This is a genomic window from Streptomyces sp. NPDC000229 (genome assembly GCF_040300825.1).
Taxonomy (GTDB): Bacteria; Actinomycetota; Actinomycetes; order Streptomycetales; family Streptomycetaceae; genus Streptomyces.
The window spans coordinates 1-26030 of record NZ_JBEPEL010000093.1 but is presented as its reverse complement, the minus strand read 5'-3'; the positions used below and the strand labels follow the sequence as shown (position 1 = coordinate 26030).

Sequence of the window (26030 nt, the reverse complement as noted above, 5' to 3'; positions counted from 1 at the left end):
GATCAGCAGCGCCAGCAGCAGCGCGATGCCGATCAGCGGCCCGGCCTGTCCGGTGCGAGCCGCGGACCGGCCGTGTCCGGTGCGAGCCGCGGACCGGCCGAGGCCGGGAGACCCGGTCCGCGACCCCCGGGACGGTCAGCCGGTCCGTACGGAGGTGCTGCGCGCGCACGGGCACGCTCAGCGGCTCCAGGCACTCGTCCGGCTTCCCCACCGCGGAACGGTGGCCCCGTAACCGGCCGGCGATCCCCGGTCGGCGTCCGCTCAGAACCCCCCGCCCCCGGCCCGCACGAGGCCCGTCTCGTACGCCAGGACCACCACCTGGACGCGGTCCCGCAGCGCCAGCTTGGTGAGGATGCGGCCCACATGGGTCTTGACCGTCGCCTCGGACAGGACGAGCCGGGCCGCGATCTCGCCGTTCGACAGGCCCTGGGCCACCAGCATCATGACCTCGCGCTCCCGCTCGGTCAGCTTCTCCAGCGTCTTGTCGCGCGGCTCCTGGCCGGTGGCCGGGAGCATCGGGGAGAAGCGGTCCAGGAGGCGCCGGGTCGTGGACGGCGCGACGACCGCGTCGCCGCTGTGCACGGAACGGATCGCGCTGAGCAGCTCACCGGGCGGCACGTCCTTCAGCATGAAGCCGCTGGCGCCCGCCTTCAGACCCGAGAACGCGTACTCGTCGAGGTCGAAGGTGGTGAGGATGAGGACCTTGGGGGCATCCGGCGAGCCGCAGATGCGGCGGGTCGCCTCGACGCCGTCGAGCCTCGGCATCCGTACGTCCATCAGCACCACGTCCACGGCGGTGGAGCGGAGGACGTCGATGGCCTCCGCTCCGTCGCCCGCCTCCGCCACGACGTCCATGTCCGGCTGGGCGGCGAGCACCATGCGGAAGCCGGTGCGCAGCAGCACCTGGTCGTCGACGAGCATCACGCGGATGGACATACGGCAGTCCTTACGAGGGGGTCAGTGGGCGGGCTTGAGGGGGAGCAGGGCGCTGATCCGGAAACCGCCGCCCGGCCGCGGTCCGGCGTCCAGGGTGCCGCCGACCATACCGACGCGCTCGCGCATGCCGATCAGGCCGTGGCCGCGGCCGTCGGCGCCGCCGTCCTCGTACAGCTCGTGCGCGGCGCCGCGCCCGTCGTCCTCGACCAACAGACCGAGGCCGTCGTCGAAGTACACCAGCCGTACGCTCGCCCCGGCGTCCGGGCCGCCGTGCTTGCGGGTGTTGGTCAGCGCCTCCTGGACGATGCGGTACGCGGTGAGCTCGACGCCGCTCGGCAGCGGGCGCGCGGTGCCCTCGACCTTGAAGTCGACGGTCAGGCCCGCGGCGCGGACCTGCTCGACCAGTTCCTCGATCTGCTGGACGTCGGGCTGCGGCACGTAGTCCTCGGAGTCCTGCGGCTCGCCGGTGCGGAGGATGCCGAGCAGCCGGCGCATTTCGGCGAGGGCCTGGCGGCCGGTGGTCGAGATGGTGTCCAGGGCTTGCCTGGCCTGGTCGGGCGAGGTGTCGAGGACGTAGGCGGCACCGTCGGCCTGGACCACCATGACGGAGACGTTGTGCGCGACGACGTCGTGCAGCTCACGTGCGATACGGGCACGCTCGGCGGCGACGGCGACCTTGGCCTGGGCCTCGCGCTCGCGCTCCAGCCGGGAGGCGCGCTCCTCCAGTTGGGCGAAGTAGGCGCGGCGGGTGCGCATCGAGTCGCCGAGCACCCAGGCGAGGACGAACGGCACGGTCATCACGACGGTGAAGAAGATCTTCCCGGCGGTGGAGACGTTCTCCTCCGGCCAGCGCACCTGTGCGAGCGGCGCCGCGCACACCCCGCCGACGAGCGCGAGGCGGGAGGCCCAGCGGGGGCCGTCGCTCTGCGCCCCGACCGTGTAGATGACGACGAGCATCGCGAAGTCGGCCGGATTGATCTCGATGTCCAGGGCCAGCTGCGCGACGCCCAGGGCGGCGCAGAGCACCAGCATCTTCTCGGGCGCGCGACGGCGCAGCGCGAGGGTGAGGCAGAGCAGCACGACGATCCCGGCGGCCACGGCGCGCGGTTCCGCACCGTTCGGGGCCTCGGCCACCCACAGCGAGGAGAACCCGAGGAGCATCACAGCCCAGAAACTGTCGACGCCCGTGGGGTGTCTGCGGATGAAGTCATAGAGGCGCTGCACGTAACCCAGCGTAGGGAAGACCGATAGGTGCATGGGTCAACCGGAGGTTCCATCCACGGGACGGAGGCGTACTCCGCAAGGTGGAGACTGGTGCCCGTGAATGATGAGACGTGTCAGTGGCGCGGTTGGCGCGCGGCGGCGGAAGCGGCTCTCTACGGGCCCGACGGCTTCTATCTGCGCCCCGAGGGACCGGCGGGGCACTTCCGCACGTCCGTGCACGCCTCGCCGTTGTTCGCGGAGGCGGTGGCCCGGCTGCTCGCCGAGGTGGCGGAGGAGCTGGGCGGCCCCGACGAGATCGCACTGGTCGACATGGGTGCGGGACGCGGCGAGCTGGTGGCGGGGGTGCTGGCGGCCGCCCCGGCGGGCCTTCGGGTACGGGCGTACGCCGTCGAACGCGCCGCCCGGCCCGAGGGGCTCGACCCGCGCGTCACGTGGACGGCCGAGCCGCCTTCCGGCGTGCGTGGCCTGCTGTTCGCGAACGAGTGGCTGGACAACGTGCCGCTGGACGTGGCGCAGCTGGACGAGTCGGGCACGCCCCGGTACGTGGAGGTGGCGCCGGACGGCACGGAGCGGCTGGGTGCGCCCGTGGCGGGCGCGGACGCCGCGTGGCTGGCCCGCTGGTGGCCGCTGCGGGAGCCGGGTGAGCGCGCCGAGATCGGCCGGCCGCGCGACGAGGCCTGGGCGAGGGCGGTGTCGTCGTTGTCGGCGGGCCTGGCGGTGGCGGTCGACTACGCCCACACGGCCGCCGCCCGCCCCCCGTTCGGCACCCTCACCGGCTTCCGCGCCGGGCGCGAGGTTCCCCCGGTGCCCGACGGGACGTGCGACATCACGGCGCATGTGGCCCTCGACGCGTGCGCGGCGGCGGCTTCCGTGCCGTGCGAACCCGATCTGGTCGCCCAGCGGGAGGCGCTCGGGCGGCTCGGGGTGAGCGGTGGGCGGCCGCCCCTGGAGACGGCCCGGACGGACCCCGCCGGATACGTAAGGGCCCTCGCGCGGGCCGGGGAGGCCGCCGAGCTGACCGCGCGGGGCGGGCTCGGGGACTTCACCTGGCTGCTCCAGCGCGTGCCCGGCGAGGGATACTGTCCGGCATGACGGAGACCACGGTCGGCATCGGCGGTGCCGCGGAAAGCACCGACATGGTGCTGAACATCGGACCCCAGCACCCCTCCACGCACGGCGTGCTGCGCCTCCGCCTCGTCCTGGACGGCGAGGTGATCCGGCACGCCGAGCCGGTCGTCGGCTATATGCACCGCGGCGCGGAGAAGCTCTTCGAGGCGCGCGACTACCGCCAGATCATCATGCTGGCCAACCGCCACGACTGGCTGTCGGCGTTCTCCAACGAGCTCGGTGTGGTCATGGCCGTCGAGCGGATGCTCGGCATGGAGGTCCCGGAGCGTGCCGTCTGGACCCGCACCCTGCTCGCCGAGCTGAACCGGGTCCTCAACCACCTGATGTTCCTCGGTTCGTACCCGCTCGAACTGGGCGGTATCACCCCGATCTTCCATGCTTTCCGGGAGCGGGAGGACCTCCAGCACGTCATGGAGGAGGTCTCCGGCGGCCGGATGCACTACATGTTCAACCGGGTCGGCGGCCTCAAGGAGGACCTTCCGGCCGGCTGGCTCGGCCGCGCCCGTGACGCGGTGGCCGAGGTCCGCTCCCGTATGGACGTGTACGACCGGCTCGTCCTCGGCAACGAGATCTTCCGCGGCCGCACCCGCGGCGTCGGCGTCCTGTCGCCGGAGATCGTCCACGCGTACGGGGTCAGCGGCCCGATCGCCCGCGCCTCGGGCGTCGACTTCGACCTGCGCCGCGACGAGCCGTACCTGGCGTACGGGGACCTCCAGGAGACGCTGGAGGTCGTCACCCGCACCGACGGCGACTGCCTGGCCCGCTTCGAGTGCCTGCTGGGGCAGACCCACAACTCGCTGGACCTCGCGGACGCCTGCCTGGACCGGATCGCCGAGCTGCCGCCCGGCCCGATCAACCAGCGGCTGCCGAAGGTCCTCAAGGCCCCCGAGGGCCACACCTACGCCTGGACCGAGAACCCGCTCGGCCTCAACGGCTACTACCTGGTCTCCAAGGGCGACAAGACCCCGTACCGCCTCAAGCTGCGCTCGGCGTCCTACAACAACATCCAGGCGCTGGTCGAGCTGCTGCCCGGCACGCTGGTCGCGGACATGGTGGCGATCCTGGGGTCGTTCTTCTTCGTCGTCGGCGACATCGACAAGTAACCGGCCCGCTCCTTACGGCACGCTTCCTCTACGACCCCGTGTCCCCCACGTCACCGCGTCACGCCCCACGTCACCGCGTCACGCCCCACGTCACCGCGTCACGCCCCACGTCACCGCGTCACGCCCCACGTCACCGCGTCGCGTCCTACGACACCGCGTCACGCCGCAGCTCCACCACGTCCAGCTGCTCGGTCTCGTCGTGTGCGGTCAGGTCGATGACCTTGCCGACCGCGCGGTCCTCCCGTCGCCGTACGGCGAGGGCCTCCTCGCCCACGACGTCGGCGAGGTCCTCCTCCTGCACGGACTCCAGCACGTTCTTCTGCGTGCCGAAGAAGTCGAAACCGCCTTGGAGGCGCGGCGCCGGGCGGCGCTGTTCGGCGCGTGGCACGACCGCTGCGGCCGGTGGGACCCGGCGCATCGAGGAGGCGCCGTGGACGGAGGGGGCGGCGGCCGACGGGCGGTCGTGCTGCCGCTCGGCGACCGCCGCGTGCTTCCCCTGCGGCTCGTCCGCCTCACGGGCCCGCTCCGCCAGGTCGCGGCGCCGGGCCTGCTCGGTGGTGCGCCTGGCCTCCTGCTCGGCGGCGTTGCGCGTCAGGTTCTCCAGCGCCTTGGCGGCCTGGAGGTAGGCGGCCGGCGTGGGCGCGGAGCTCGCGGCGGGCAGTGCCCGGGTGGGGGCGGCCGCCTCCAGGGCGAGCCGGCGGCGGCCCTCCAGGGCGCTGGCGCGCTCCGTCTCGGCGTTGGCGTACCGGCGCAGCAGCTCGGCGTGCTCATTGCGCAGCGCGGCCAGCTCGACCCGCTTGGCGCGCAGCTTGGCGTCGAGCTTGGCGCGCAGCTCTCGGGACTCCTCCAGGTCGGACTCCAGCTCGGCTATCCGCTCCTCGGTACGCCACTGGTCGCCGGCCCGGGCCCGGGTCAGTTCCGCGACGCGGCGGCCGGCCGCGCGGTCCCAACTGCGCATCAGGACCGAGCCGGTGACCGCCGCGGCGGCCGCGGCGGCGGCCAGGAGGCGCAGCACCAGCGGATCGGCGAAAAGCCAGGCGCCACCGGCGCACAGAATGGCCGCGCCGGCTACCGCGGAAGGGGGCAGAAGCCTGTGCAGGGGTGGGGAATGGCGGTGGCGTCCACGTGGCATGGCCTGAAATTTACCGTGCGTAGGTGTCGTATGGGGTGTCGGCCCGGCAATGTTTCGGCCCTGTGATCCGAATCGGGTTGGGACCGGGTTCGGATCGGGTTCACAGGTGGTTCTCAGCGGGTTCTCAGCGCTTCGAGCCGGACCGACATCCGGGTGCCCCGCTTACTTCTTGATCAGGCCCTTGGACTCCAGGTAAGCCCTCGCCACGTCCGACGGCTTTGCCCGCTCGGCGTCGACCTTTCTGTTCAACTCCACCAGATCCTCGGTCGTGAGAGTCTTGGTGATCTTGTTGAGAGCCGCGGCTATCTCCGCCGAACCGGCGTCCTTCGCATTGACGACCGGCAGCACATTGTCGGCGTTCTGGAGCTTCTTGTCGTCCTCCAGCAGCACCAGCCCGAAGTTGTCCAGGGTCGCGTCGGTCGTCGTGGTCAGGACGAGCTGGTCGATGCCGTCCTTCACGGCCTGCTTGGCCTGCGGCGTGCCCACGCCCTTGGGATCGATGCCCGTCACATCGATGCCGTAGGTCTTCTTCAGCCCGGGCGCGCAGAACGGCCGTATCTCACACTCGTCACCAGCCGCGATCTTGACCTTCAGCTTCGAGGCACCGAGATCCGAGAGCGTCTTGAGCTTGTTCTTCTCGGCGAATTCCCGGGTCACGGCGAAGGCGTTCTGGTCGACCGCCTCACCGGGCGGGAGGACCTTCAGACCACGCGGTCCGGCGAGCTTCTCCAACGCCGTTACGGTGGCGGTGACATCGCTGGACGCGACCGGCTTCTCCTCGACCGCCTTCGGACCGTTCACCTTCGCGTTCAGGAATTCCGCAAGCGTAGCCGCGTATTCCGGTACGACGTCGATCTCGCCCTTCTCCAGGGACGGTTCGTAGAGCTCGCGGTTCTCCACGGTCTTGATGGACGTGGAGTATCCGGCGTCCTTCAACGCCTGTGCGTACAGCTCCGCCAGCACATTGGCCTCGGTGAAGCTCGCCGATCCGACGACCAGCGACCCCTTGTCACCGCCGCCGGACGAGGAGGTGTCCGAGCCACCCCGCTCCTCCAGGCTCTGACCACCGCCGCACGCGGCCAGCCCGCCGGTGAGCGCCACCACGCCCAGTACCGCACCCGTCATGCGGGAGATCCTGCTCATCACGTTCTCCGTCCGGTCCAGCCATGTCGCTGTCAGCTTCGGTTCAGTGGGCGCGCCGGGTGGTCCGCATGGGGTCGAACGCCCGGCCCACCACCACCAGCAGGCCCTCGGCCAGCAGGGCGAGCGCGCCGACCACGAGCGCCCCGGCGACCACCTGCGCGGTGTCGTTCGTGTTGAACCCGGCGGTGATGATCCGGCCCAGCCCGCCCTCGCCCGCCATCGCGGCGAGCGTCGCGGTGGCGATCACCTGCACGGTCGCCGACCGCAGACCCGTCATCACCAGCGGATACGCCAGGGGCAGTTCCACCCGGCGGAACACCTGGCCGCCCGACATCCCCATACCCCGTGCCGCCTCGACCACCGATCGGTCCACCTCGCGCATTCCCACGTACGCGTTGGTGAGCAGCGGCGGCACGGCGAACAGCACCAGCGCGGTGATCGTCGGCAGGTCGCCGTGCCTGCCCAGCGGGGTGAGCGTCAGCAGCACCAGCACCGCCAGCGTGGGTACCGCACGCCCCACGTTGGAGAGGTTGACGGCCAGCGCGCCGCCCCGGCCGATGTGCCCCAGCCACAGCGCGAGCGGCAGCGCGATCAGGCACGAGACCGCCAGGCACACACCGCTGAACCACAGATGCTCGGCCAGCCGGTGCCACACCCCGCTCTCACCCTGCCAGTTGGCCCCGGTCGTCAGCCAGGTCCAGGCGTCGGACACCGCGCCCATCGCTCACCCCGCCTTGCGTATGCGTATGCGTATGCCCGATATACGGGTGGTGCGGGTGGTGGCCGCTCCTCGGGTGGTGCGCGTCCATGGCGTGAGCAGCCGCTGCAGCCAGAGCAGCAGCAGGTCGGCCGTGACCGCGAGCAGCACGCACAGCACCGAGGCGGTCAGCACCTGCGCCTTGAAGAAGCTCTTCAGCCCGGTCGTGATGAGGGTGCCCAGACCGCCGTAGTCCACCAGGGCGCCGACCGTGGTCAGCGCGACCGTCGACACCGTCGCCATCCGCACGCCCGCCATCACCGCGGGCAGCGCCAGCGGCAGTTCGACCTCCCACAGCAGCCGCCCCGGCCCGTACCCCATCCCGCGCGCCGCCTCCCGGGCCTCCTCGGGCACCGAGGCGAGACCGGCCAGGATGTTCCGCACGAGAATGGTCAGCGAATACAGCACGAGGCCGGTCACCACCAGCGCGGCCGACAGGCCGAAGAACGGCAGCAGCAGCGAGAACATCGCCAGCGACGGGATCGCGTACAGCACGGTGGTCAGCCCGAGGACGGGCGCGGCGAACCGGGGCCGGGCGCGGACCAGCAGCGCCAGCGGAAAGGCCACGGCCAGCCCGATCAGCACCGACACGGCCGTGATCCACACATGCTGGACGGTGGCCCCGGTCAACTCCTGGGCGCGGGAGCGGACATACTCGCCGCAGATCCAGTCGTTGGCCGCCAGGCATCCGGCAGCGCTCACCACGGAACTCACCCGCCCCCACCTCCCCGACCCGCGTACGCCCGATCCGGTGTTCGATCCGACAACGACCCTATCCCCCACCACCGACAATCACCGCTCGTCATCACAGCCTGGCAACGCGGCCTTCACACACGGGAGGTCCGCGGCGGGCGGCATGCGGCCACAATGGAAACCATGATCCGATTCGAGCACGTCACGAAGCGGTACGCGGACGGCACGACCGCCGTCGACGACCTGTCGTTCGAGGTGGCCGAGGGCGAACTGGTCACGCTCGTCGGACCGTCCGGCTGCGGCAAGACCACCACGATGAAGATGGTCAACCGGCTGATCGAGCCGACCGAGGGCCGGATATACGTCGACGGCCGGGACATAGCGGGCACCGACCCCGTCCAGTTGCGCCGACGGATCGGCTACGTCATCCAGCAGGTCGGCCTGTTCCCCCACAAGACGGTCCTGGAGAACACCGCGACCGTCCCCCACCTGCTCGGCGTCAAACGCACCACGGCGCGCGCCCGCGCCGCCGAACTCCTCGATCTGGTCGGCCTCGACCCGTCCGTCTACGGCGACCGCTACCCCGAGCAGCTCTCCGGCGGCCAGCGCCAGCGCGTCGGTGTCGCCCGGGCGCTGGCCGCCGACCCGCCCGTACTGCTGATGGACGAGCCGTTCGGCGCGGTCGACCCGGTCGTACGCGAACACCTCCAGAGCGAGTTCCTCAAGCTCCAGTCGGAGGTGCGCAAGACGGTCCTGTTCGTCACGCACGACATCGAGGAGGCGGTCCGGCTCGGTGACCGCATCGCCGTCTACGGGCAGGGCCGGATCGAGCAGTTCGACGCTCCGGCCACCGTGCTGGGCGCCCCCGCGACGCCGTACGTCGCCGACTTCGTCGGCGCCGACCGCGGCCTCAAGCGGCTGTCCGTCACGCCCATCGAGGTGAGCGACCTCGAACAGCCGCCGGTCGTCCACCTGGACGACGCGCTGCCCCGCGAGCTCGGCGCGCGCTGGGCCGTCGTCCTGGACCGCGACGACAACCTGCACGGCTGGATCTCGGCGGAGAGCGCCACCCGCGGCAGCGGGTCGGTACGGGAGCACGCCCGGCGCATGGAGGCCTGGCTGCCCGTGGGCGCCTCGCTCAAGCAGGCGTTCGCGACCATGCTCCAGCACGACGCGGGCTGGATCGCCGTCATCGACCGCGAGGAGCGGGGACGATTCCTCGGCGTCCTGACCCCGGCCCGGCTGCACGAGGCGCTGCGCCGCTCGATCGACGCCGACGCCCAGGACGTCCCCCGTACGGACGTCGACCTGGAAACCGTCAGCCGGTGACCGCGGTCAGGCCGCGCTGAGCCGGCCGCTCAGCCACACCAGTGCGGGCGGGATCTCGCGGTTCCAGGTGTTGAAGTTGTGCCCGCCGCTGTCGAGGGTGATCGACGAGACGCGCGCGGGCGACTTCACCTTCTTGATGAAGGAGAGGGTTCCCTTGAGGTTCCCCTCTCCCTTGCGTGAGGTGGTGACCAGGAACGACGACTGCCCCTGCGGCAGGTTGTCCAGGCTCCACAGCAGGTTGGCCCGGTCGCGCTCGCGCTGGTCGCCGTGGAACAGGTCGCCGGTCGTCATGTCCTCGGCGGCCTCGTAGTACGCGGACAGGCCCGCGCCGGCCGCGTACCGCTCGGGGTGGTGCATGGCGATCTTCAGGGCGCAGTAGCCGCCGGTGGAGTTGCCGATGAAGCCCCAGTTCCGGGGTGCGCTGCCGACGCGGTACGTCTCGGAGACCGCCTTCGGCAGGTCCTTGGCGAAGAACGTCTCGGTCTGCGGGCCGCCGGGGACGTCCACGCACTCGGTGTCGCGCGGCGGGGCCACCGTGGGCCGCATCATCACCAGGACCATCGGCTGCATCTTCTTGGCCTTGGCCTGCTCGTAGGCCGTGCGCGGGTACTTCAGCCCCTTGAGCAGGTTCTCGGCGGTCCCCGGGTAACCGGTCAGGACCACGGCTGCGGGGAAGGTCTTCCCGGCGTACGCCGGCTGGAAGTACTCCGGCGGCAGGTAGACGTACGCCGGGCTGTCGATCTTCGACGTCTCCCCGGCGATGACGACCTTCTGGACCTGTCCGCCGACCGCCGGGCGGCCGCCGCCGGGGACCCCCTCCAGCTTCTGCTTGCCGACGACCTTGATGTCCTTGCTGCCCGCCGAGTGGTCGACGACCACGCCCAGCTCCTGTTCCTGCCCGAACAGATCGGCCCAGGAGCCGTAGAAGAGGAAGTAGTTGTTGGCCGCCAGCCCGACGGACGCGAACAGCGCGAGCTGGGTCGCCAGCAGCAGACCTATCCGGCCGAGCACCGTCCGCCAGCCGCCGCGCGCCAGCCGTGGCCACAGCCAGACCGTGAGGGCGAACAGCACCACGGCCAGCACGGCGGCCAGCGCCAGGACTTTGTTGCTGGTGAGACCCATGAGTCGTTCAAGCCTTCTTCGTCGAGATTTTCCGGGGTGGGAATGAACCCGCCCCCCACGAGCCCCGTCCTAGAGAGCGCAAATCGTCCGGGCCGCACCGAATCAGTGACGGCCGAAGGGACACAACGAATCTTTGCGGAGCCTTGGGAAGCGATGTCTGTCACGGTAGATGGGGATAAGTCGGGTTCGGTTCCGAGCCGGATACGTCGTGTCCTGCGCGGGCCACGCGCCGAGAAGGTGCCCTCCCTGGTCGGCACGGCATGCACGTTCATCGGCCTGATCGACATCGCGGCGGGGGTCTTCCCCCGCTTCCGCGCCAGCCGGATGCACGCCGTCGCGGAGGTGCTGCCCGGCACCCTGGGCCCCCTCTCGGCGGCCCTCTCCCTCGGCGTCGGCGTGCTGCTGCTGCTCCTCGCCCACGGACTCAAGCGCCACAAGCGCCGCGCCTGGCGGGCCGCCGTGATCCTCCTTCCGGTCGGGGCAGTGGCCCAGTTCGTCTACCGCCACTCCGTCATCGGGGTGCTCTTCTCGCTGCTGCTCCTGGCACTGCTGCTGCGCCACCGCGGCGAGTTCGCCGCCCTGCCCGACCCGCGCAGCCGCTGGAAGGCGCTGGCCAACTTCGTCCTCATGGGCGCCGGTTCCATCGCGCTCGGCCTGGTCATCGTCAGCGCCCACCCCGGGAAGGTCATCGGCAGCCCCAGCCTGAGCGACCGCCTGGAGCACGTGCTGTACGGCCTGTTCGGCATGGAGGGCCCGGTCGCCTACCGCGGCGGCGTCGACTGGACCGTCGGCTACTCGCTCGGCGCCCTCGGCCTGCTGACCGCCATCACCACCATCTACCTGGCCTTCCGCCCCGAGCACCCGGTCGCCCGGCTCACCGAGGACGACGAGACCCGGCTGCGCGCCCTGCTGGACAAGCACGGCGGCCGTGACTCGCTCGGCCACTTCGCACTCCGCCGCGACAAGGGCGTCGTCTTCTCCCCCAGCGGCAAGGCCGCCGTCTGCTACCGCGTCGTCTCCGGCGTGATGCTCGCCAGCGGCGACCCGATCGGTGACGTCGAGGCCTGGCCCGGCGCCATCGAGCGGTTCATGGACGAGGCCAAGGCCCACTCCTGGACGCCCGCCGTCATGGGCTGCTCCGAAACCGGCGGCGAGGTGTGGACCCGCGAGACCGGCCTCGACGCTCTGGAGCTCGGCGACGAGGCGGTGGTGGACGTCGCGGATTTCTCCCTGACCGGGCGCGCCATGCGCAACGTGCGCCAGATGGTCAAGCGCATCGAGCGCAATGGGTACACGACCCGCGTCCGACGCGCCCGTGACCTCTCCGACGGCGAGCTGGAGCGGATCCGGCGCGCCGCGGCCGACTGGCGGGGCACCGACACCGAGCGGGGCTTCTCCATGGCTCTGGGCCGGATCGGCGACCCGGCCGACGGTGACGCGGTAATCGCCACCGCCCACAAGGAGGATCCCGATTCCCCGTACGGCGACCTGAAGGCGATCATCCACTTCGTGCCCTGGGGTACGGACGGGATGTCGCTGGAGCTGATGCGCCGTGACCGCTCCGCCGACCCGGGCATGAACGAACTGCTGATCGTCGCCGCCCTCCAGGCCTCCCCCAAGCTGGGCATCGAGCGGGTCTCGCTGAACTTCGCGATGTTCCGCTCCGCCCTGGCACGCGGCGAGAAGCTCGGCGCCGGCCCGGTCCTCAGGATCTGGCGCGGCCTGCTGGTGTTCCTTTCCCGCTGGTTCCAGATCGAGTCGCTGTACAAGTTCAACGCCAAGTTCCAGCCCCGCTGGGAGCCGCGCTTCGTGGTCTACCGCAACGCGCGAGACCTGCCGCGCATCGGTTTCGCCGCGATGCAGGCGGAGGGCTTCGTGAACATGGAGCTCCCCCGGCCGTTCCGCCGCCGCGGCACGGCCGCCACGGGCCGCCCGTGCGCGCACATCACCCCGCCCCGCGGCGAGCACGAGGTCCGCGCCGCCTGAACCGACGGCCGGGTCCCGACCGCCCCAAGGGGTGTCGTGCGGGTCCTCCCGGACCCGCGTGCCCCTGCCTTCGGGGGGTTGCCCCCAGTGGCCTTGTCGTCGGTCGCCGATGTCCCCCGTAGCCCTTCGGGCACGGGAGCCACCCGCAGTGGCTCCTCCCCTGCCTTCGGCGGGGGACCCGCACCTCCGCCTTGCATCCGCCCGCTCCCCCTCGGCTATCGCCTGGGGGGACCCCCAGACCCCGCTCCCTGATCCGGCCCGACCCACAGGACACCCCCTAGGCTGGACGCATGAGTACCTTGCGCGGACGGGGCACGGCCCGGGGCCTGCCCACGTTCGACCGCTGCGCGGTCATGGGAGTCGTCAATGTGACGCCCGACTCCTTCTCCGACGGGGGCCGCTGGTTCGACACCACGGCCGCCATCAAGCACGGCCTGGACCTGGTCGCCCAGGGCGCGGACCTGGTGGACGTCGGCGGCGAGTCGACCCGCCCGGGCGCCACCCGGGTGGACGAGGACGAGGAGCTGCGCCGGGTCGTCCCCGTCGTACGCGGCCTGTCGGCCGAAGGGGTCGCCGTCTCGGTCGACACCATGCGCGCCTCCGTCGCCCGCCGCGCGGTCGAGGCCGGCGCCGTCCTGGTCAACGACGTCAGCGGCGGCCTCGCCGACCCCGCCATGGTCCCCTCCGTCGCCGCCGCCGAGGTGCCCTTCGTCGTCATGCACTGGCGCGGCTTCAGCAAGGACATGAACGGCCTGGCCGTGTACGAGGACGTCGTCGCCGAAGTCGTCACCGAGCTGCGCGCCCGGATGGAGGCCGTCGTCGAGGGCGGCATCGACCCGGAGCGGATCGTCGTCGACCCGGGCCTGGGTTTCGCCAAGATGGCCCCGCACGACCTGGCCCTGGTGGCCCACCTGGCCGACCTGCGCGCGCTGGGCCGCCCGCTGCTGGTCGCCGCCTCCCGCAAACGGTTCCTGGGCCACGTCCTGGCCGGGGAGGGCGCCGCCCCGCCGCCCGCCCGGGAGCGGGACGCGGCCACCGCGGCCGTCTCGGCGATCGCGGCCCACGAGGGCGCCTGGGCCGTACGGGTCCACGAGGTGCGCGCGACGGCGGACGCGGTGCGGGTGGCACGCGCCGTCGAGGGAGCCCGGTGAGCGACGCGGCACGGACCGACACCGAGGCGGTCGAGCTCGCCAACACCGCCTTCTACGAGGCGATGGAACGCGGCGACTTCGAGGAGATCTCCGACCTCTGGCTGGACGACTCGTACGGCGAGATCTCCTGCGTCCACCCCGGCTGGCCAGTGCTCTCCGGCCGCGGGGAGGTCCTCCGTTCGTACGCGCTGATCATGGCCAACACCGACTACATCCAGTTCTTCCTGACCGATGTGAAGGTCTCCGTGGCCGGCGACACGGCCCTGGTGACCTGCACGGAGAACATCCTCAGCGGCGGACCCGCCGAGGACGGCGCGGACCTCGGGCCGCTCGTCGGACAGCTGGTCGTCGCCACGAATGTGTTCCGCCGCACACCGCGGGGCTGGCGGATCTGGGCACACCACGGTTCACCCGTTCTGGCCGAAACCGGCGAGGAAGAGGCCGACGAGAACCCCTCCTGAGTGGGTAGGCGAGCCGGAGAGGAGCCCGTGGGCAGGTCCTGTCAGTGCTCGCAGGTAGATTCGACTGGTGGCATCGCGCCGTCCGCACCCGGCCGCATGCCCGCCAGACCAACGACAGCAGGAGTGATTCGCGTGGATCGTGTCGCGCTGCGCGGCCTCAAGGCCCGCGGGCACCATGGCGTCTTCCCCCGGGAGCGCGAGGAAGGCCAGACGTTCATCGTGGACCTGGTGCTCGGCCTCGACACCCGCCCCGCGGCGGCCGACGACGACCTGGCGAAGACGGTGCACTACGGCGTCGTGGCGGAAGAGGTCGTGGACGTCGTGCAGGGGGAGCCGGTCGACCTGATCGAGACGCTCGCCGAGCGCATCGCCCAGCGATGCCTCAAGCACGACGGCGTCCAGGAGGTCGAGGTGGTGGTCCACAAGCCGGACGCCCCGATCACCGTGCCCTTCGACGACGTGACCATCACCATCACCCGGAGCCGCGCATGAACAAGACGCACAGCGACCCGACGGTACAGCCGGTGCCCGCCTCCGTGACGGAGCAGGTCGACGCCGCCGACATCACGCTGTCCAACCCCAAACGGGCCGTGATCTCCCTCGGCTCCAACCTGGGCAACCGCCTGGAGACCCTCCAGGGCGCCATCGACGCCCTGGAGGACACCCCCGGCGTCCGGGTCAAGGCCGTCTCCCCCGTGTACGAGACGGAGCCCTGGGGTGTCGACCCCGGCTCCCAGCCGTCGTACTTCAACGCGGTCGTCGTCCTGAAGACCACGCTGCCCCCCGCGTCCCTGCTGGAGCGCGCGCACGCCGTGGAGGAAGCCTTCCACCGGGTCCGCGACGAGCGCTGGGGGGCCAGGACGATCGACGTCGACATCGTGACGTACGCGGACGTCGTCTCCGACGACCCGTTCCTCACCCTGCCGCACCCCCGCGCCCACGAGCGGGCCTTTGTGCTCGCGCCCTGGCACGACGTGGAGCCGGAGGCGCAGCTGCCGGGCGTCGGCGCGATCGCCGAGCTGCTCGGCGGCGTCGACCGCGAGGGTGTCCTGCCGCGGGCGGACCTGGAACTGCGCCTGCCCGAGTAGCGTTGAGTGATCGGCAAGCACTGCACGGCGACGAGATGAAGGGCCCCTGGTGAAGCAACTGCGGCTCAAGGTACTGGCCGGACTGTTCGCCGTCGCCGGCATCCTCTCCTGGGGCGGCGCCCGGCTGTGGGAGTCGCTCGGCACCCTGCCGAGCGTGCCCCTGGCCGCGCCGATCGTCCTCGCGGTCATCGCGGCGGTCCTGACCGCGACCGCGCTCTCCCTGCGCTCCCGGCTGCGCGCCCAGCGCGAGCGCCGCCCCGACGCCAAGGGTGTGGAGCCCCTGATGGCCGCCCGCGCGGTCGTCTTCGGCCAGGCGAGCGCCCTGGTCGCGGCCCTGGTGAGCGGTATGTACGGCGGCACCGGCGTCTTCCTGCTCGGCTCGCTCGACATCCCGGCCCGCCGCGACCAGGCGATCTACGCCGGGTTCTCGGTGCTGGCAGGGATCGGGGTGATCGCCGCGGCGCTCTTCCTGGAGCGGGTGTGCAGGCTCCCCGAGGACGACGACGACGCCGGTAGGGCGCCCGTCACCTAGGTCGGGAGTCCGCCGGTGCCGGGCCACAGGGCGGTCCCGGCTTCCGGCTCCTGATCACGGATGAGCAAGGACGGTATCGGGCGCCTGACAGTCGAGGCTATCGAGCCATGATCAGGCTCATCGCCTCCGCGCGGGTGGCGACGTCGCGGAGCTGACCCCGCACCGCCGAGGTGATGGTCTTGGCTCCCGGCTTACGGATACCGCGCATCGACATGCACATGTGCTCGCACTCGATGACCACGATCACGCCACGCGGTTCGAGGATCTTCATCAGCGAGTCCGCCACCTGCGTGGTCAGGCGCTCCTGCACTTGCGGCCGACGGGCGAAGACATCCACGAGCCGAGCGAGCTTCGACAGACCGGTGATCTTTCCTGTGACCGACGGGATGTAGCCGACATGGGCGACGCCCCTGAACGGGACCAGATGGTGCTCACAGCAGGATGTGACCTCGATGTCCTTCACCAGGACCATCTCGTCGTGTCCCAGGTCGAACGTCGTCGTCAGGACGTCCTCCGGCTCCTGCCACAGGCCGGCGAATATCTCCCTGTACGCCCGCGCCACCCGCGCCGGCGTCTCCCGCAGCCCCTCGCGGTCCGGGTCCTCACCGACCGCGATGAGGAGTTCGCGTACGGCGTTCTCGGCTCGCTTCTCGTCGAACTCGCCGATCGTTCCCTCGACGTCCAACGTCACCGGGTCGGTCATCTGTGCCTCGTTCCGTGTTGCTTGGGTACGCGCCCAACCGCGTATGCGAAAGCCGCGCCCCCAGGCTAGAACCTGAGAGGCGCGGCTTTCATTCCGGGCCGGGGCCGGCCTGGCCGACGGCCGGCCGGATCAGCTCTCGGGACGCTCCTCCGGGACCGCCTCCGTCGCCGGGGCGGACCCAGCGGCGGGAGTGGCCTTGGTGACGTCCGTCGGCGTGACGCCGTTGGCGCTCGTGGCGCCGTTGGTCAGCGCCAGCTCCTTCGGGGAGAGCACCGGCGGCCGCGTCGACGGGGTACGCCGCGAGGAGCCGGTCCACGCCGGGCGGGCCGGGCGCTTGACGATCGGGGCGAAGATCTCGGCGATCTCCTCCTTGTTGAGCGTCTCCTTCTCCAGCAGCTGGAGGACCAGGTTGTCGAGGACGTCGCGGTTCTCGACGAGGATCTCCCAGGCCTCGTTGTGCGCGGTCTCGATGAGCTTCTTGACCTCTTCGTCGACGAGCGCCGCGACCTCTTCCGAGTAGTCGCGCTGATGCGCCATCTCGCGGCCCAGGAAGGGCTCGGTGTTGTCGCCGCCGAACTTGATCGCGCCGAGCCGCTCGGTCATGCCGTACTGCGTGACCATGGCCCGCGCGGTCGCGGTCGCCTTCTCGATGTCGTTGGCCGCGCCCGTGGTCGGGTCGTGGAAGACCAGTTCCTCGGCGGCGCGCCCGCCCAGCATGTAGGCCAGCTGGTCGAGCATCTCGTTGCGCGTGGTCGAGTACTTGTCCTCGTCGGGCAGGACCATGGTGTAGCCGAGGGCCCGGCCGCGGGACAGGATGGTGATCTTGTGAACCGGGTCGGAGTTCGGTGAGGCCGCCGCGACCAGGGCGTGACCGCCCTCGTGGTACGCGGTGATCTTCTTCTCCTTGTCCGACATGATCCGGGTCCGCTTCTGCGGGCCCGCGACCACACGGTCGATCGCCTCGTCCAGCATGTGGTTGTCGATGAGCTTCTTGTCGCTGCGCGCGGTGAGCAGCGCGGCTTCGTTCAGCACGTTCGACAGGTCGGCGCCGGTGAAGCCCGGCGTACGACGCGCCACGGCGGACAGGTCGACGTCCGGGGCGACCGGCTTGCCCTTCTGGTGGACCTTGAGGATCTCCAGACGGCCCTGCATGTCGGGGCGGTCGACGGCGATCTGCCGGTCGAAGCGGCCCGGGCGCAGCAGCGCCGGGTCGAGGATGTCCGGCCGGTTGGTGGCGGCGATCAGGATGACGCCACCCTTCACGTCGAAGCCGTCCATCTCGACGAGCAGCTGGTTGAGGGTCTGCTCGCGCTCGTCGTGGCCACCGCCGAGACCCGCACCGCGGTGCCGGCCGACGGCGTCGATCTCGTCGACGAAGACGATCGCCGGGGCGTTCGCCTTGGCCTGCTCGAAGAGGTCACGGACACGGGAGGCACCCACACCGACGAACATCTCGACGAAGTCGGAGCCGGAGATCGAGTAGAACGGGACACCCGCCTCGCCCGCGACGGCGCGCGCGAGGAGCGTCTTGCCGGTGCCGGGCGGGCCGTACAGCAGCACACCCTTGGGGATCTTGGCGCCGACGGCCTGGAACTTCGCCGGCTCCTGGAGGAACTCCTTGATCTCGTGGAGTTCCTCGACGGCCTCGTCGGACCCCGCCACATCGGCGAAGGTCGTCTTCGGAGTGTCCTTGGTGATCAGCTTGGCCTTGGACTTCCCGAAGTTCATCACCCGGGAGCCGCCGCCCTGCATCTGATTCATCAGGAACAGGAAGACCACGACGATCAGCACGAAGGGCAGCAGCGAGAGCAGCACCGAGACGATGGCGCTCTGCTTGGTCGGCGAGACGGTGTAGCCCTTGTCGATGTCGCCGGCTTCGTACTTCTTCTGCAGCGTGGCGGCGAGGTCGGAGCCCTGCGTGCCGATGTAGCTCGCCTGGATCTTGTCGCTGCCCTTGACCTTCTGGCCGTCCTTGAGGTCGACCTTGATCATCTGTTCGTCGCCGGTGGTCAGCTTGACCTGGTCGACCTGGTTCTTGTCGATCGCCTGGACGACCTCGCCGGTGTCCACCGTCTTGTAGCCACCGGACGAGCCGACGACCTGCATCAACACGACCACGGCGAGGACGGCCAGCACGATCCACATGACCGGCCCACGGAAGTATCGCTTCACGTCCATCCATACGGAGCGATGACGCCCCGTCCCTCCTGCCCGTAGGTAAATGCTGCTATGAGAAAAGACTGTTCTTCGGACGGTACCCCAGCATTGTCACCCGCGACCGCCTTCCCATGCTCCAACGGCGGGAGGGCGGTCAGGGTTCCCGGGGCCCGGCGGGTGTCCGGGGCGGTTCAGCCGCCGTAGACGTGCGGGGCGAGCGTGCCGACGAACGGCAGGTTGCGGTACTTCTCCGCGTAGTCCAGGCCGTAGCCGACGACGAACTCGTTGGGGATGTCGAAGCCGATCCACTTGACGTCGATCGCCACCTTCGCCGCCTCGGGCTTGCGCAGCAGGGTGCAGACCTCCAGGGAGGCCGGCTCACGCGAGCCGAGGTTCGACAGCAGCCAGGACAGCGTCAGGCCGGAGTCGATGATGTCCTCGACGATCAGAACGTGCTTGCCCTTGATGTCGGTGTCCAGGTCCTTGAGGATCCGGACCACACCGGAGGACTGGGTGCCCGCGCCGTACGACGATACGGCCATCCAGTCCATCGTGACGGGGGTGGACAGCGCGCGCGCCAGGTCCGCCATCACCATGACGGCGCCCTTGAGGACACCCACGATGAGCAGATCCTTGCCCGCGTACTCAGCGTCGATCTTCGCGGCGAGCTCCGCCAGCTTCGCGTCGATCTCTTCCTTGGTGATGAGCACCGACTTGAGGTCGGTGCCCATGTCTTTCTCGTTCACCCGGGTCACTTTCGTTGCAGCCTGCGTCAGCCTTGCCGAATGACCAGTCTGCCACCCTGGCGGCGTGCCACGACGCGGCCGGGCAGATTGATGGCTCCCTGCCCCCGCCAGCCGGTGATCAGCCGGTCCAGTTCCTCGACGTGCCGGGCGAACAGCGAGCCGGCCGGGGCGCCCTCGGCGATGGCCGCGCGGCGCAGCACGCGGCGGCGGACGGCGGGGGGCAGGGCGTAGAGCTTGGCGCACTCCAGCAGGCCGGCCTCGTCCCGTACGGTCGGGTCGACGTCGGCGGCCCAGGCGTCCAGGGCGTCCGCGTCGTCCCGGCAGAGCTGGGCCGTCCGGGCGAGGGCCTCCACGACACCCTTGCCGAGGGACTTCTCCAGGGCGGGCAGGCCCTCGTGGCGCAGCCGGGACCGGGTGTAGGCCGGGTCGGCGTTCATGGGGTCGTCCCAGACGGGGAGGGACTGGACCATGCAGGCCTTGCGGGCGGTCTGCCGGTCGAGCTGGAGGAAGGGGCGCCGGTAGCGGTCGGCGGTGCCGGAGACGGCGGCCATGCCGGACAGGGAGCGGATGCCGGAGCCGCGGGCGAGGCCGAGGAGCACCGTCTCGGCCTGGTCGTCGCGGGTGTGGCCGAGCAGCACGGCACAGGCTCCGAGGCGCTCGGCGGCCTCGTCCAGCGCGGCGTACCGAGCGTCGCGGGCGGCTGCCTCGGGGCCGCCGTCGCGGCCGACGGTCACGGCGACGGCCTCCACCGGGTCGAGGTCCATCGCGGTGAGGCGGGCCGCGACCTCGGCGGCACGGAGGTCGGAGCCGGGCTGGAGGCCGTGGTCGACGGTGATGCCGCCGGCGCGGACGGCGAGCTTGCGGGCCTCGAAGGCGAGGGCGGAGGCGAGCGCCATCGAGTCGGCGCCGCCGGAGCAGGCCACCAGGACGAGCGGGGGCCGTGGGGGGCCGCCGGCGGCAGGGAGTTCGCTTGTTCCGGCAGGGGGGTGCGCGGGGGTGTGCTCGGTGAGTACGTCGTGGAGTACGCGGCGGACCGCCAGGCGTATCGCCGCGACCGCAGGATGGGGACCCATGTCCGGTGCCCTTCGTGTGAAGTTGGGGGGTGCCTCGGTCGGAGTCTTAACGGCCGGAGCGGGGGGTTCGGTCACTCAGAGTGCGTCGATGGTGACAGAACTCGGCCGTTACCCGAGCATCGCACGCCTACCCACAGCCCACGGTCCCTCGGATGGGTGATTGGGGAGGCGCTCTTCTGCCGTCGGCCGGATCAGGCTCCTCATTCTGCTTTACGGTGCACCCTCGCGACCCAGTCCGCCGGTTTGGCGATCTCCGCCTTGGTGGGCAGGGTGTTGGGGGAGGTCCACACCCGGTTGAACCCGCCCATGCCGACCTCGTCGACCACCGCGCGCACGAACCGTTCCCCGTCCCGGTACTGGCGCAGTTTGGCGTCCAGGCCCAGGAGCTTGCGCAGCGCCAGGTCCAGACGGGACGCGCCCTTCGCCCGGCGCTGCTGGAACTTCTCCCGGATCTCCGCCACCGAGGGCACGACCTGCGGGCCGACGCCGTCCATCACGTAATCGGCGTGCCCTTCGAGCAGCGACATCACGGCGGTGAGGCGGCCGAGGATCTCGCGCTGCTCGGGCGTCTGGACCAGCTCGACCAGCGAGCGGCCGCCCTCCTCCTCCTCGCCCTCGGGGCGGGCGCCGGTCAGCGCCTGGGCGGCCTCGCGCAGCCGCTCCAGGACGGTCATGGGGTCCATGTCCGTCGCACTCAGGAATGACTGGATCTCGCCCTGGAGGTGGTCGCGCAGCCACGGCACGGCCGTGAACTGGGTGCGGTGGGTCTCCTCGTGGAGGCTCACCCAGAGGCGGAAGTCGTGCGGGGCGACGTCCAGCTCCCGCTCGACGTGGACGATGTTCGGCGCCACCAGCAGGAGCCGGCCGCCGCCGTGCTCGCCGGCCGGGAGCTCCCGGGTGGCGGGGGCGAACGTCTCGTACTGTCCGAGGACCCGGGAGGCCAGGAACGACAGGAGCATGCCCAGCTCCACGCCGGTCACCTTGCCGCCGACCGCGCCCAGCACGGCGCCGCCCGGGCTGCCGGAGCGGCGCTCCTGCATCTTCTCCAGCAGCGGCTTGAGCAGTTCGCGGAAGCCGGCGACGTTCGCCCTGATCCAGCCGGCCCGGTCGACGACCAGGACGGGGGTGTCCTCCGGTTCGTGCCCCTCGGGGATCATCCGGGTGAACGCCCGGACGTGCTCCTCGGACGCCTTGGCGTGCCGCCGCAGCTCGGCGACGACCGCGCGGGCCTCCTCGCGGGTCACCTCGGGCCCTGGGCGTACCAGTCGGGTCGCGGTCGCGACCGCGAGGTTCCAGTCGACCATCTCGGCACCACCGATGCTCGTCATGCGTCAACCGTACGTGCTTCGCGCCGGATCGGGTCAGGGTGCGGCGCCGACCGGCTCAGCGGGCCAGGGCTGCGGCGAGGCCGTCGAGGGCGGGCTGGGCGGCGTACGGGGACGGGGTCCGGCCGGCCAGGAACGCGAAGGCCAGGAGGCGGCCGTCCCCCGTCACCACCGTGCCGGCCAGGGTGTTGACGCCGGTGAGGGTGCCGGTCTTGGCGCGGACGAGTCCCGCGCCCGCCGCGCCCGGGGAGCCGTCGGTGTAACGATCCGCCAGGGTGCCGCTGAAGCCGCCGACGGGCAGGCCGGTGAGGACGGGGCGCAGTTGGGGGCGGGCGGGGTCGGCCGCGCGGGCGAGCAGCGAGGTGAGCAGGGCGGCGGAGGCCCGGTCGCCGCGGTCCAGGCCGCTGCCGTCGGCGAACCTCGCCCCGGCGAGCGGTACGCCCAGTTCGCGCAGTTGCCGGGCGACGGCGCGGCCGGCGCCGTCGAAGCTCGCGGGGTGGCCCGTGGCGATCGCGGTCTGGCGGGCGAGGGCCTCGGCGAGGTCGTTGTCGCTGTGGGTCAGGGCGCGTTCGACGAGGGCGGAGAGGGGCGCGGACCAGGTCTTGGCGAGCGGGACGGCCTTCTTGGGCGCACGCGCGCGTGCCGGGGGTTTGCCGGTGGTGACGCCGTGTTCGGCCAGCAGGCCGGCGAAGGCACGGGCGGTGTCGCCGGCGGGGTCGGCGGAGCGCGGGGCGGGGCCGGCGGTGGAGCCGTCGAGCCGGCCCTCGTCGGTCATCAGGGCGGTGACCGGGGCGATGTTGTCGTTGACGCCGATCGGGTGGCGCTCGGGGCCGGTGTAGCGGGAGGTGTCGTAGGCCAGCTGGACGGCGGTGACACCGCGGGAGCGCAGGGCGCGGGCGGTGTCGGCGGCCAGGGCGCGCAGCCGGGCCCGGTCGAGGGTGGGGTCGCCGCCGCCGACGAGGGTGACGCGCTTGGCGTCGGGGCCGGTGACGGTCGTGGTGGCGATGCGGTGGTCGGGGCCCAGGGCGGTGAGGGCGGCGGCCGAGGTGGCGATCTTGATGGTGGAGGCGGGGGTCACTGGGGTGTGGGCGCCGTTCCCGTACAGCTGCTTGCCGGTCGTGACGTCGACGACGGACGCCGTGCGCAGCGGGCCGAGGCCCGGGGCGGCGAGGAGCGGGTCGAGGGTGGCCGCGAGGGGGGCGGGCGGCGGGACGGCGGGCCGGGGGGCGGCCTTCGCGCGCAGGGAGGTCAGGGCGGTCAGTACGCCGGGGGCGCTGGGAGCCGGCTTCGGGGCGGGGCGTTCGGGGCCGGCCGCGTGGTGAGATGCGCCACCTGTGGGGGCCTGGGCGGCGGCCCGGGCGCGCTCGGCCGTACGCTGACCCGAGTCCCAGGGCCCGGCCAGGGTCACCGCCCCGGCCGCCAGGACGAGGCCGAGCGCGGCAGAGCCCGCGGTGAGCCGCACCACCTTCGGCTCCAGCACGGCTGACCAGCCCCTTTCGCGAGCACACAGTTGCGTGAGGGACACTTAACCACTGAGCTGTGCCGTGAGCACGGCACCCCCGGTGAGCACGGCGGTCCGGTCCTGCTGGGGGAGCAGCCATACCCGACGTTTTGTGTTGATCTTGGAGGAGCCACCCGTGGAGTTCGACGTCACCATCGAGATCCCGAAGGGGTCGCGGAACAAGTACGAGGTGGACCACGAGACCGGTCGTATCCGACTGGACCGCCACCTCTTCACGTCGACCGTCTACCCGGCCGACTACGGCTTCGTCGAGGGCACCCTGGGCGAGGACGGCGACCCGCTGGACGCGCTGGTCATCCTCGACGAGCCGACCTTCCCGGGTGTGCTGGTCAAGTGCCGCGCCATCGGCATGTTCCGGATGACGGACGAGGCGGGCGGCGACGACAAGCTGCTGTGCGTCCCGGCCTCGGACCCGCGCATGGAGCACCTCCGCGACATCCACCACGTGTCGGAGTTCGACCGCCTGGAGATCCAGCACTTCTTCGAGGTCTACAAGGACCTGGAGCCCGGCAAGTCCGTCGAGGGCGCCAACTGGGTCGGCCGCGCCGAGGCCGAGGCCGAGATCGAGGCCTCCGTCAAGCGCCTGGAGGCGCAGGGCGGCGCTCACTGAGCCCCGTTTTCGTCGCACGACGGGCGGTGCACCTTCGCGGTGCGCCGCCCGTCGTCGTGTCCGGGGCCTCGGGTGCACCTTGACCATGCTCATACTGGGCAGACGGGTCGGATGGGAGTGAGGACGAGCACAGTGGCGCCGGAGACGGACGGTCCCGAGGACCGTAAGCCTCAGTCCGATGAGGCACACAGCGCCTTCACGCCACCGCCGGGCGTGGAGCAGCCCTCCGGCACCGAGGAGGACCAGCAGACGACGTCGGAGTTCGCCCTCCCCGACGGACTGATGCCCGAGGCGCCCGCAGAGCCGGAGGGATCGGCGTTCGCGCCGCCCTCGACGTACTCGGCGAAGGAGTCCCCTCCGGCGTTCACGCCTGCCCAGGGGTTCCCGGCGATACGGCTGTCCAAGGACGCGCCGTGGCAGGACCGGATGCGCACCATGCTGCGGATGCCGGTGAGCGAACGGCCGGTGCCGGAGCCGGTGCAGAAGCAGGGCGAGGTCGGTCCCGCCGTACCCCGCGTGCTCGACCTGACGCTGCGTATCGGTGAGCTGCTGCTGGCGGGCGGCGAGGGCGCGGAGGACGTCGAGGCGGCGATGTTCGCGATCTGCCGCTCGTACGGGCTCGACCGCTGCGAGCCGACGGTCACCTTCACCCTGCTGGGCGTCACGTACCAGCCGTCGCTGGTGGACGACCCGGTGACGGTGAGCCGGACCGTGCGGCGGCGCGGCACGGACTACACCCGGCTGTCCGCGGTCTACGCGCTGGTCGCCGACATCAACGCCGACGACTACGACGTCTCGCTGGAGGAGGCGTACCGCCGCCTCGCGGAGATCCGCCGCAACCGGCACCCGTACCCCGGGTGGGTCCTCACCGTGGCGGCGGGCGGCCTCGCGGGCGCCGCGTCGATGCTGCTGGGCGGTGACATGGCGGTGTTCCTGGTCGCGGCGGCGGGCGCCATGCTGGGCGACCGGCTGGCGTGGTTCTGCGCGGGGCGCGGGCTGCCGGAGTTCTACCAGTTCGCGGTGGCCGCGGTACCGCCGGCCGCGATGGGTGTGCTGGTGAGCCTGCTGCACGCCGGGCTCCAGCCCAACGCGGTCATCACCGGTGGGCTGTTCGCGCTGATCCCGGGGCGGGCGCTGGTGGCCGCGGTGCAGGACGGTCTGACCGGCTTCTACATCACCGCCTCGGCGCGGTTGCTGGAGGTGGCGTACTTCTTCGTCGCCATCGTGGTGGGCGTGCTGTCGGTGCTGTACGGGGGCGTCCAGCTGGGCGCCAAGCTCAACCCCGAGGGCGTGCTGAACGCGGTCGAGCGGCCGGTGATCCAGATCCTTGCGGCGGTGCTGCTGTCGGTGACGTTCGCGGTGCTGCTCCAGCAGGAACGTTCCACGGTGCTGTTCGTGGCGCTGAACGGGGCCGCGGCGTGGGTGATCTACGCGTCGATAGCGGTGACGGCGGGCGGCTCCACGGTGATGGCGACGGCGGTCGCGGCGGGGCTGGTGGGCCTGTTCGGGCAGCTGATGGCCCGTTACGAGCACACGTCGTCGCTGCCGTACGTGACGGCGGCGATCGGGCCACTGCTGCCCGGTAGCGCCACGTACCTCGGGGTGCTGAACATCGCCCAGAACAACATGGACGCCGGCTTCACCTCCCTGGCCCGGGCGGCCGCGCTGGCGCTGGCCATCGCGATCGGCGTGAACCTCGGTGGCGAGATGGCCCGGCTGTTCATCCGTGCCCCCGGCTCCGCCGCCCTCCGCCGCGCGGCGAAGCGCACCCGCGGCTTCTGACCCTCGGCGGGCGCCCGACGGCTGCCGCCGGTGGGTGGTGGGGCGCGGCCCCTCCGGGCGAGTGCGCGACGGCTGCCGCCGGTGGGTGGTGGGGCGCGGCCCCTCCGGGCGAGTGCTGCGCCCCGGCCCCGCGGTCCCTGCCGGTGGGTGGGGGGTGTGGCCCCTCCGGGCTCACCTCCTCGAGGCCGGCGGCCTTGGGTCTCGACGGTTCGGAGCCCAACCAACGCCGCCAACCTCTGCGGGGGCGACCCTGCACGGCCACACCCCGGTCGTACGCCGACTGCGGGCCGGTGGTCTTTGGAAGAACGGCGAGAAGGGGCCGTGCAG

The 26030-nt window shown here is 71.6% G+C and carries 24 protein-coding genes; 11 read left to right on the top strand and 13 right to left on the bottom strand.

Annotated features, from left to right (window positions below):
- Window positions 1–261 precede the first annotated feature (261 nt).
- Window positions 262–936, bottom strand: a complete 675-nt coding sequence (locus tag ABT360_RS30590; protein ID WP_351823612.1) for a response regulator transcription factor — start codon at window positions 934–936, stop codon at window positions 262–264.
- A gap of 21 nt (window positions 937–957) precedes the next feature.
- On the bottom strand, window positions 958–2160 hold the full coding sequence (locus ABT360_RS30585) for a sensor histidine kinase (protein ID WP_351823610.1): 1203 nt from the start codon (window positions 2158–2160) through the stop codon (window positions 958–960).
- Between the two features lie 90 nt (window positions 2161–2250).
- Between ABT360_RS30585 and ABT360_RS30580 the strand changes: the two genes are divergently transcribed.
- Window positions 2251–3252 carry an SAM-dependent methyltransferase gene (locus tag ABT360_RS30580; protein ID WP_444852350.1) on the top strand — a complete coding sequence of 334 codons (1002 nt, stop codon included), beginning with the start codon at window positions 2251–2253 and terminating at the stop codon, window positions 3250–3252.
- Window positions 3249–4391, top strand: coding sequence for an NADH-quinone oxidoreductase subunit D (locus tag ABT360_RS30575; RefSeq protein WP_351823607.1), 1143 nt, complete (start codon window positions 3249–3251; stop codon window positions 4389–4391). The genes ABT360_RS30580 and ABT360_RS30575 overlap by 4 nt, the downstream gene beginning before the upstream one ends.
- Window positions 4392–4536: 145 nt before the next feature.
- Here ABT360_RS30575 and ABT360_RS30570 read toward each other — a convergent pair whose 3' ends face one another.
- From ABT360_RS30570 to ABT360_RS30555, 4 genes are all read right to left on the bottom strand, one after another.
- Window positions 4537–5523, bottom strand: coding sequence for a hypothetical protein (locus tag ABT360_RS30570; RefSeq protein ID WP_351823604.1), 987 nt, complete (start codon window positions 5521–5523; stop codon window positions 4537–4539).
- 162 nt (window positions 5524–5685) lie between these two features.
- Complete coding sequence (locus ABT360_RS30565; protein WP_351823602.1) at window positions 5686–6666, bottom strand: ABC transporter substrate-binding protein; 981 nt, start codon at window positions 6664–6666, stop codon at window positions 5686–5688.
- 43 nt (window positions 6667–6709) lie between these two features.
- Window positions 6710–7387, bottom strand: a complete 678-nt coding sequence (locus ABT360_RS30560; RefSeq protein ID WP_351823599.1) for an ABC transporter permease — start codon at window positions 7385–7387, stop codon at window positions 6710–6712.
- A gap of 3 nt (window positions 7388–7390) precedes the next feature.
- The gene (locus ABT360_RS30555) at window positions 7391–8125 is read right to left on the bottom strand and encodes an ABC transporter permease (protein ID WP_351823616.1); all 735 of its coding nucleotides are present in this window, start codon (window positions 8123–8125) and stop codon (window positions 7391–7393) included.
- A gap of 174 nt (window positions 8126–8299) precedes the next feature.
- Here ABT360_RS30555 and ABT360_RS30550 point away from each other — a divergent pair, with 174 nt between their 5' ends.
- Window positions 8300–9445: an ABC transporter ATP-binding protein gene (locus ABT360_RS30550; RefSeq protein WP_351823596.1), complete on the top strand. Its 1146-nt coding sequence runs from the start codon at window positions 8300–8302 to the stop codon at window positions 9443–9445.
- A gap of 6 nt (window positions 9446–9451) precedes the next feature.
- On the opposite strand, the gene ABT360_RS30545 is transcribed toward ABT360_RS30550, so the two are convergent.
- Window positions 9452–10567 carry an alpha/beta hydrolase gene (locus ABT360_RS30545; protein WP_351823593.1) on the bottom strand — a complete coding sequence of 372 codons (1116 nt, stop codon included), beginning with the start codon at window positions 10565–10567 and terminating at the stop codon, window positions 9452–9454.
- A 153-nt stretch (window positions 10568–10720) separates the two neighbouring features.
- Between ABT360_RS30545 and ABT360_RS30540 the strand changes: the two genes are divergently transcribed.
- The 6 genes from ABT360_RS30540 (at window position 10721) to ABT360_RS30515 (ending at window position 15785) form a co-directional block, all read left to right on the top strand.
- The gene (locus tag ABT360_RS30540) at window positions 10721–12553 is read left to right on the top strand and encodes a phosphatidylglycerol lysyltransferase domain-containing protein (RefSeq protein ID WP_351823590.1); all 1833 of its coding nucleotides are present in this window, start codon (window positions 10721–10723) and stop codon (window positions 12551–12553) included.
- Window positions 12554–12843: 290 nt separating this feature from the next.
- Complete coding sequence (gene folP / locus ABT360_RS30535) at window positions 12844–13704, top strand: dihydropteroate synthase (protein ID WP_351823587.1); 861 nt, start codon at window positions 12844–12846, stop codon at window positions 13702–13704.
- Window positions 13701–14165, top strand: coding sequence for a nuclear transport factor 2 family protein (locus ABT360_RS30530; RefSeq protein ID WP_351823584.1), 465 nt, complete (start codon window positions 13701–13703; stop codon window positions 14163–14165). Before folP ends, ABT360_RS30530 begins: the two co-directional genes overlap by 4 nt.
- Window positions 14166–14297: 132 nt before the next feature.
- Window positions 14298–14657, top strand: a complete 360-nt coding sequence (gene folB / locus ABT360_RS30525; protein ID WP_351823581.1) for a dihydroneopterin aldolase — start codon at window positions 14298–14300, stop codon at window positions 14655–14657.
- Window positions 14654–15253, top strand: a complete 600-nt coding sequence (folK, locus tag ABT360_RS30520) for a 2-amino-4-hydroxy-6-hydroxymethyldihydropteridine diphosphokinase (RefSeq protein WP_351823578.1) — start codon at window positions 14654–14656, stop codon at window positions 15251–15253. Before folB ends, folK begins: the two co-directional genes overlap by 4 nt.
- A gap of 49 nt (window positions 15254–15302) precedes the next feature.
- Window positions 15303–15785 carry a DUF3180 domain-containing protein gene (locus ABT360_RS30515; protein WP_351823575.1) on the top strand — a complete coding sequence of 161 codons (483 nt, stop codon included), beginning with the start codon at window positions 15303–15305 and terminating at the stop codon, window positions 15783–15785.
- A gap of 97 nt (window positions 15786–15882) precedes the next feature.
- On the opposite strand, the gene folE is transcribed toward ABT360_RS30515, so the two are convergent.
- The 6 genes from folE to dacB all read right to left on the bottom strand — a co-directional run bounded on the left by folE (window position 15883) and on the right by dacB (window position 23269).
- On the bottom strand, window positions 15883–16488 hold the full coding sequence (gene folE / locus ABT360_RS30510) for a GTP cyclohydrolase I FolE (RefSeq protein ID WP_351823572.1): 606 nt from the start codon (window positions 16486–16488) through the stop codon (window positions 15883–15885).
- Window positions 16489–16617: 129 nt separating this feature from the next.
- Window positions 16618–18666, bottom strand: a complete 2049-nt coding sequence (gene ftsH / locus ABT360_RS30505; protein ID WP_351823569.1) for an ATP-dependent zinc metalloprotease FtsH — start codon at window positions 18664–18666, stop codon at window positions 16618–16620.
- A gap of 170 nt (window positions 18667–18836) precedes the next feature.
- Window positions 18837–19376, bottom strand: coding sequence for a hypoxanthine phosphoribosyltransferase (gene hpt, locus ABT360_RS30500; RefSeq protein ID WP_064067358.1), 540 nt, complete (start codon window positions 19374–19376; stop codon window positions 18837–18839).
- 41 nt (window positions 19377–19417) lie between these two features.
- Window positions 19418–20464: a tRNA lysidine(34) synthetase TilS gene (gene tilS / locus ABT360_RS30495; RefSeq protein ID WP_351823567.1), complete on the bottom strand. Its 1047-nt coding sequence runs from the start codon at window positions 20462–20464 to the stop codon at window positions 19418–19420.
- 200 nt (window positions 20465–20664) lie between these two features.
- Window positions 20665–21792, bottom strand: a complete 1128-nt coding sequence (locus tag ABT360_RS30490) for a zinc-dependent metalloprotease (RefSeq protein ID WP_351823565.1) — start codon at window positions 21790–21792, stop codon at window positions 20665–20667.
- A 55-nt stretch (window positions 21793–21847) separates the two neighbouring features.
- Entirely contained in the window at window positions 21848–23269 is a 1422-nt protein-coding gene (gene dacB / locus ABT360_RS30485; protein WP_351823563.1) for a D-alanyl-D-alanine carboxypeptidase/D-alanyl-D-alanine endopeptidase, read from the bottom strand.
- Window positions 23270–23426: 157 nt separating this feature from the next.
- On the opposite strand from dacB, the gene ABT360_RS30480 reads away from it, so the two are divergent.
- Window positions 23427–23921, top strand: coding sequence for an inorganic diphosphatase (locus ABT360_RS30480; RefSeq protein ID WP_064067354.1), 495 nt, complete (start codon window positions 23427–23429; stop codon window positions 23919–23921).
- A gap of 111 nt (window positions 23922–24032) precedes the next feature.
- Window positions 24033–25703: a threonine/serine ThrE exporter family protein gene (locus tag ABT360_RS30475; protein ID WP_351823559.1), complete on the top strand. Its 1671-nt coding sequence runs from the start codon at window positions 24033–24035 to the stop codon at window positions 25701–25703.
- Window positions 25704–26030: the final 327 nt, after the last annotated feature.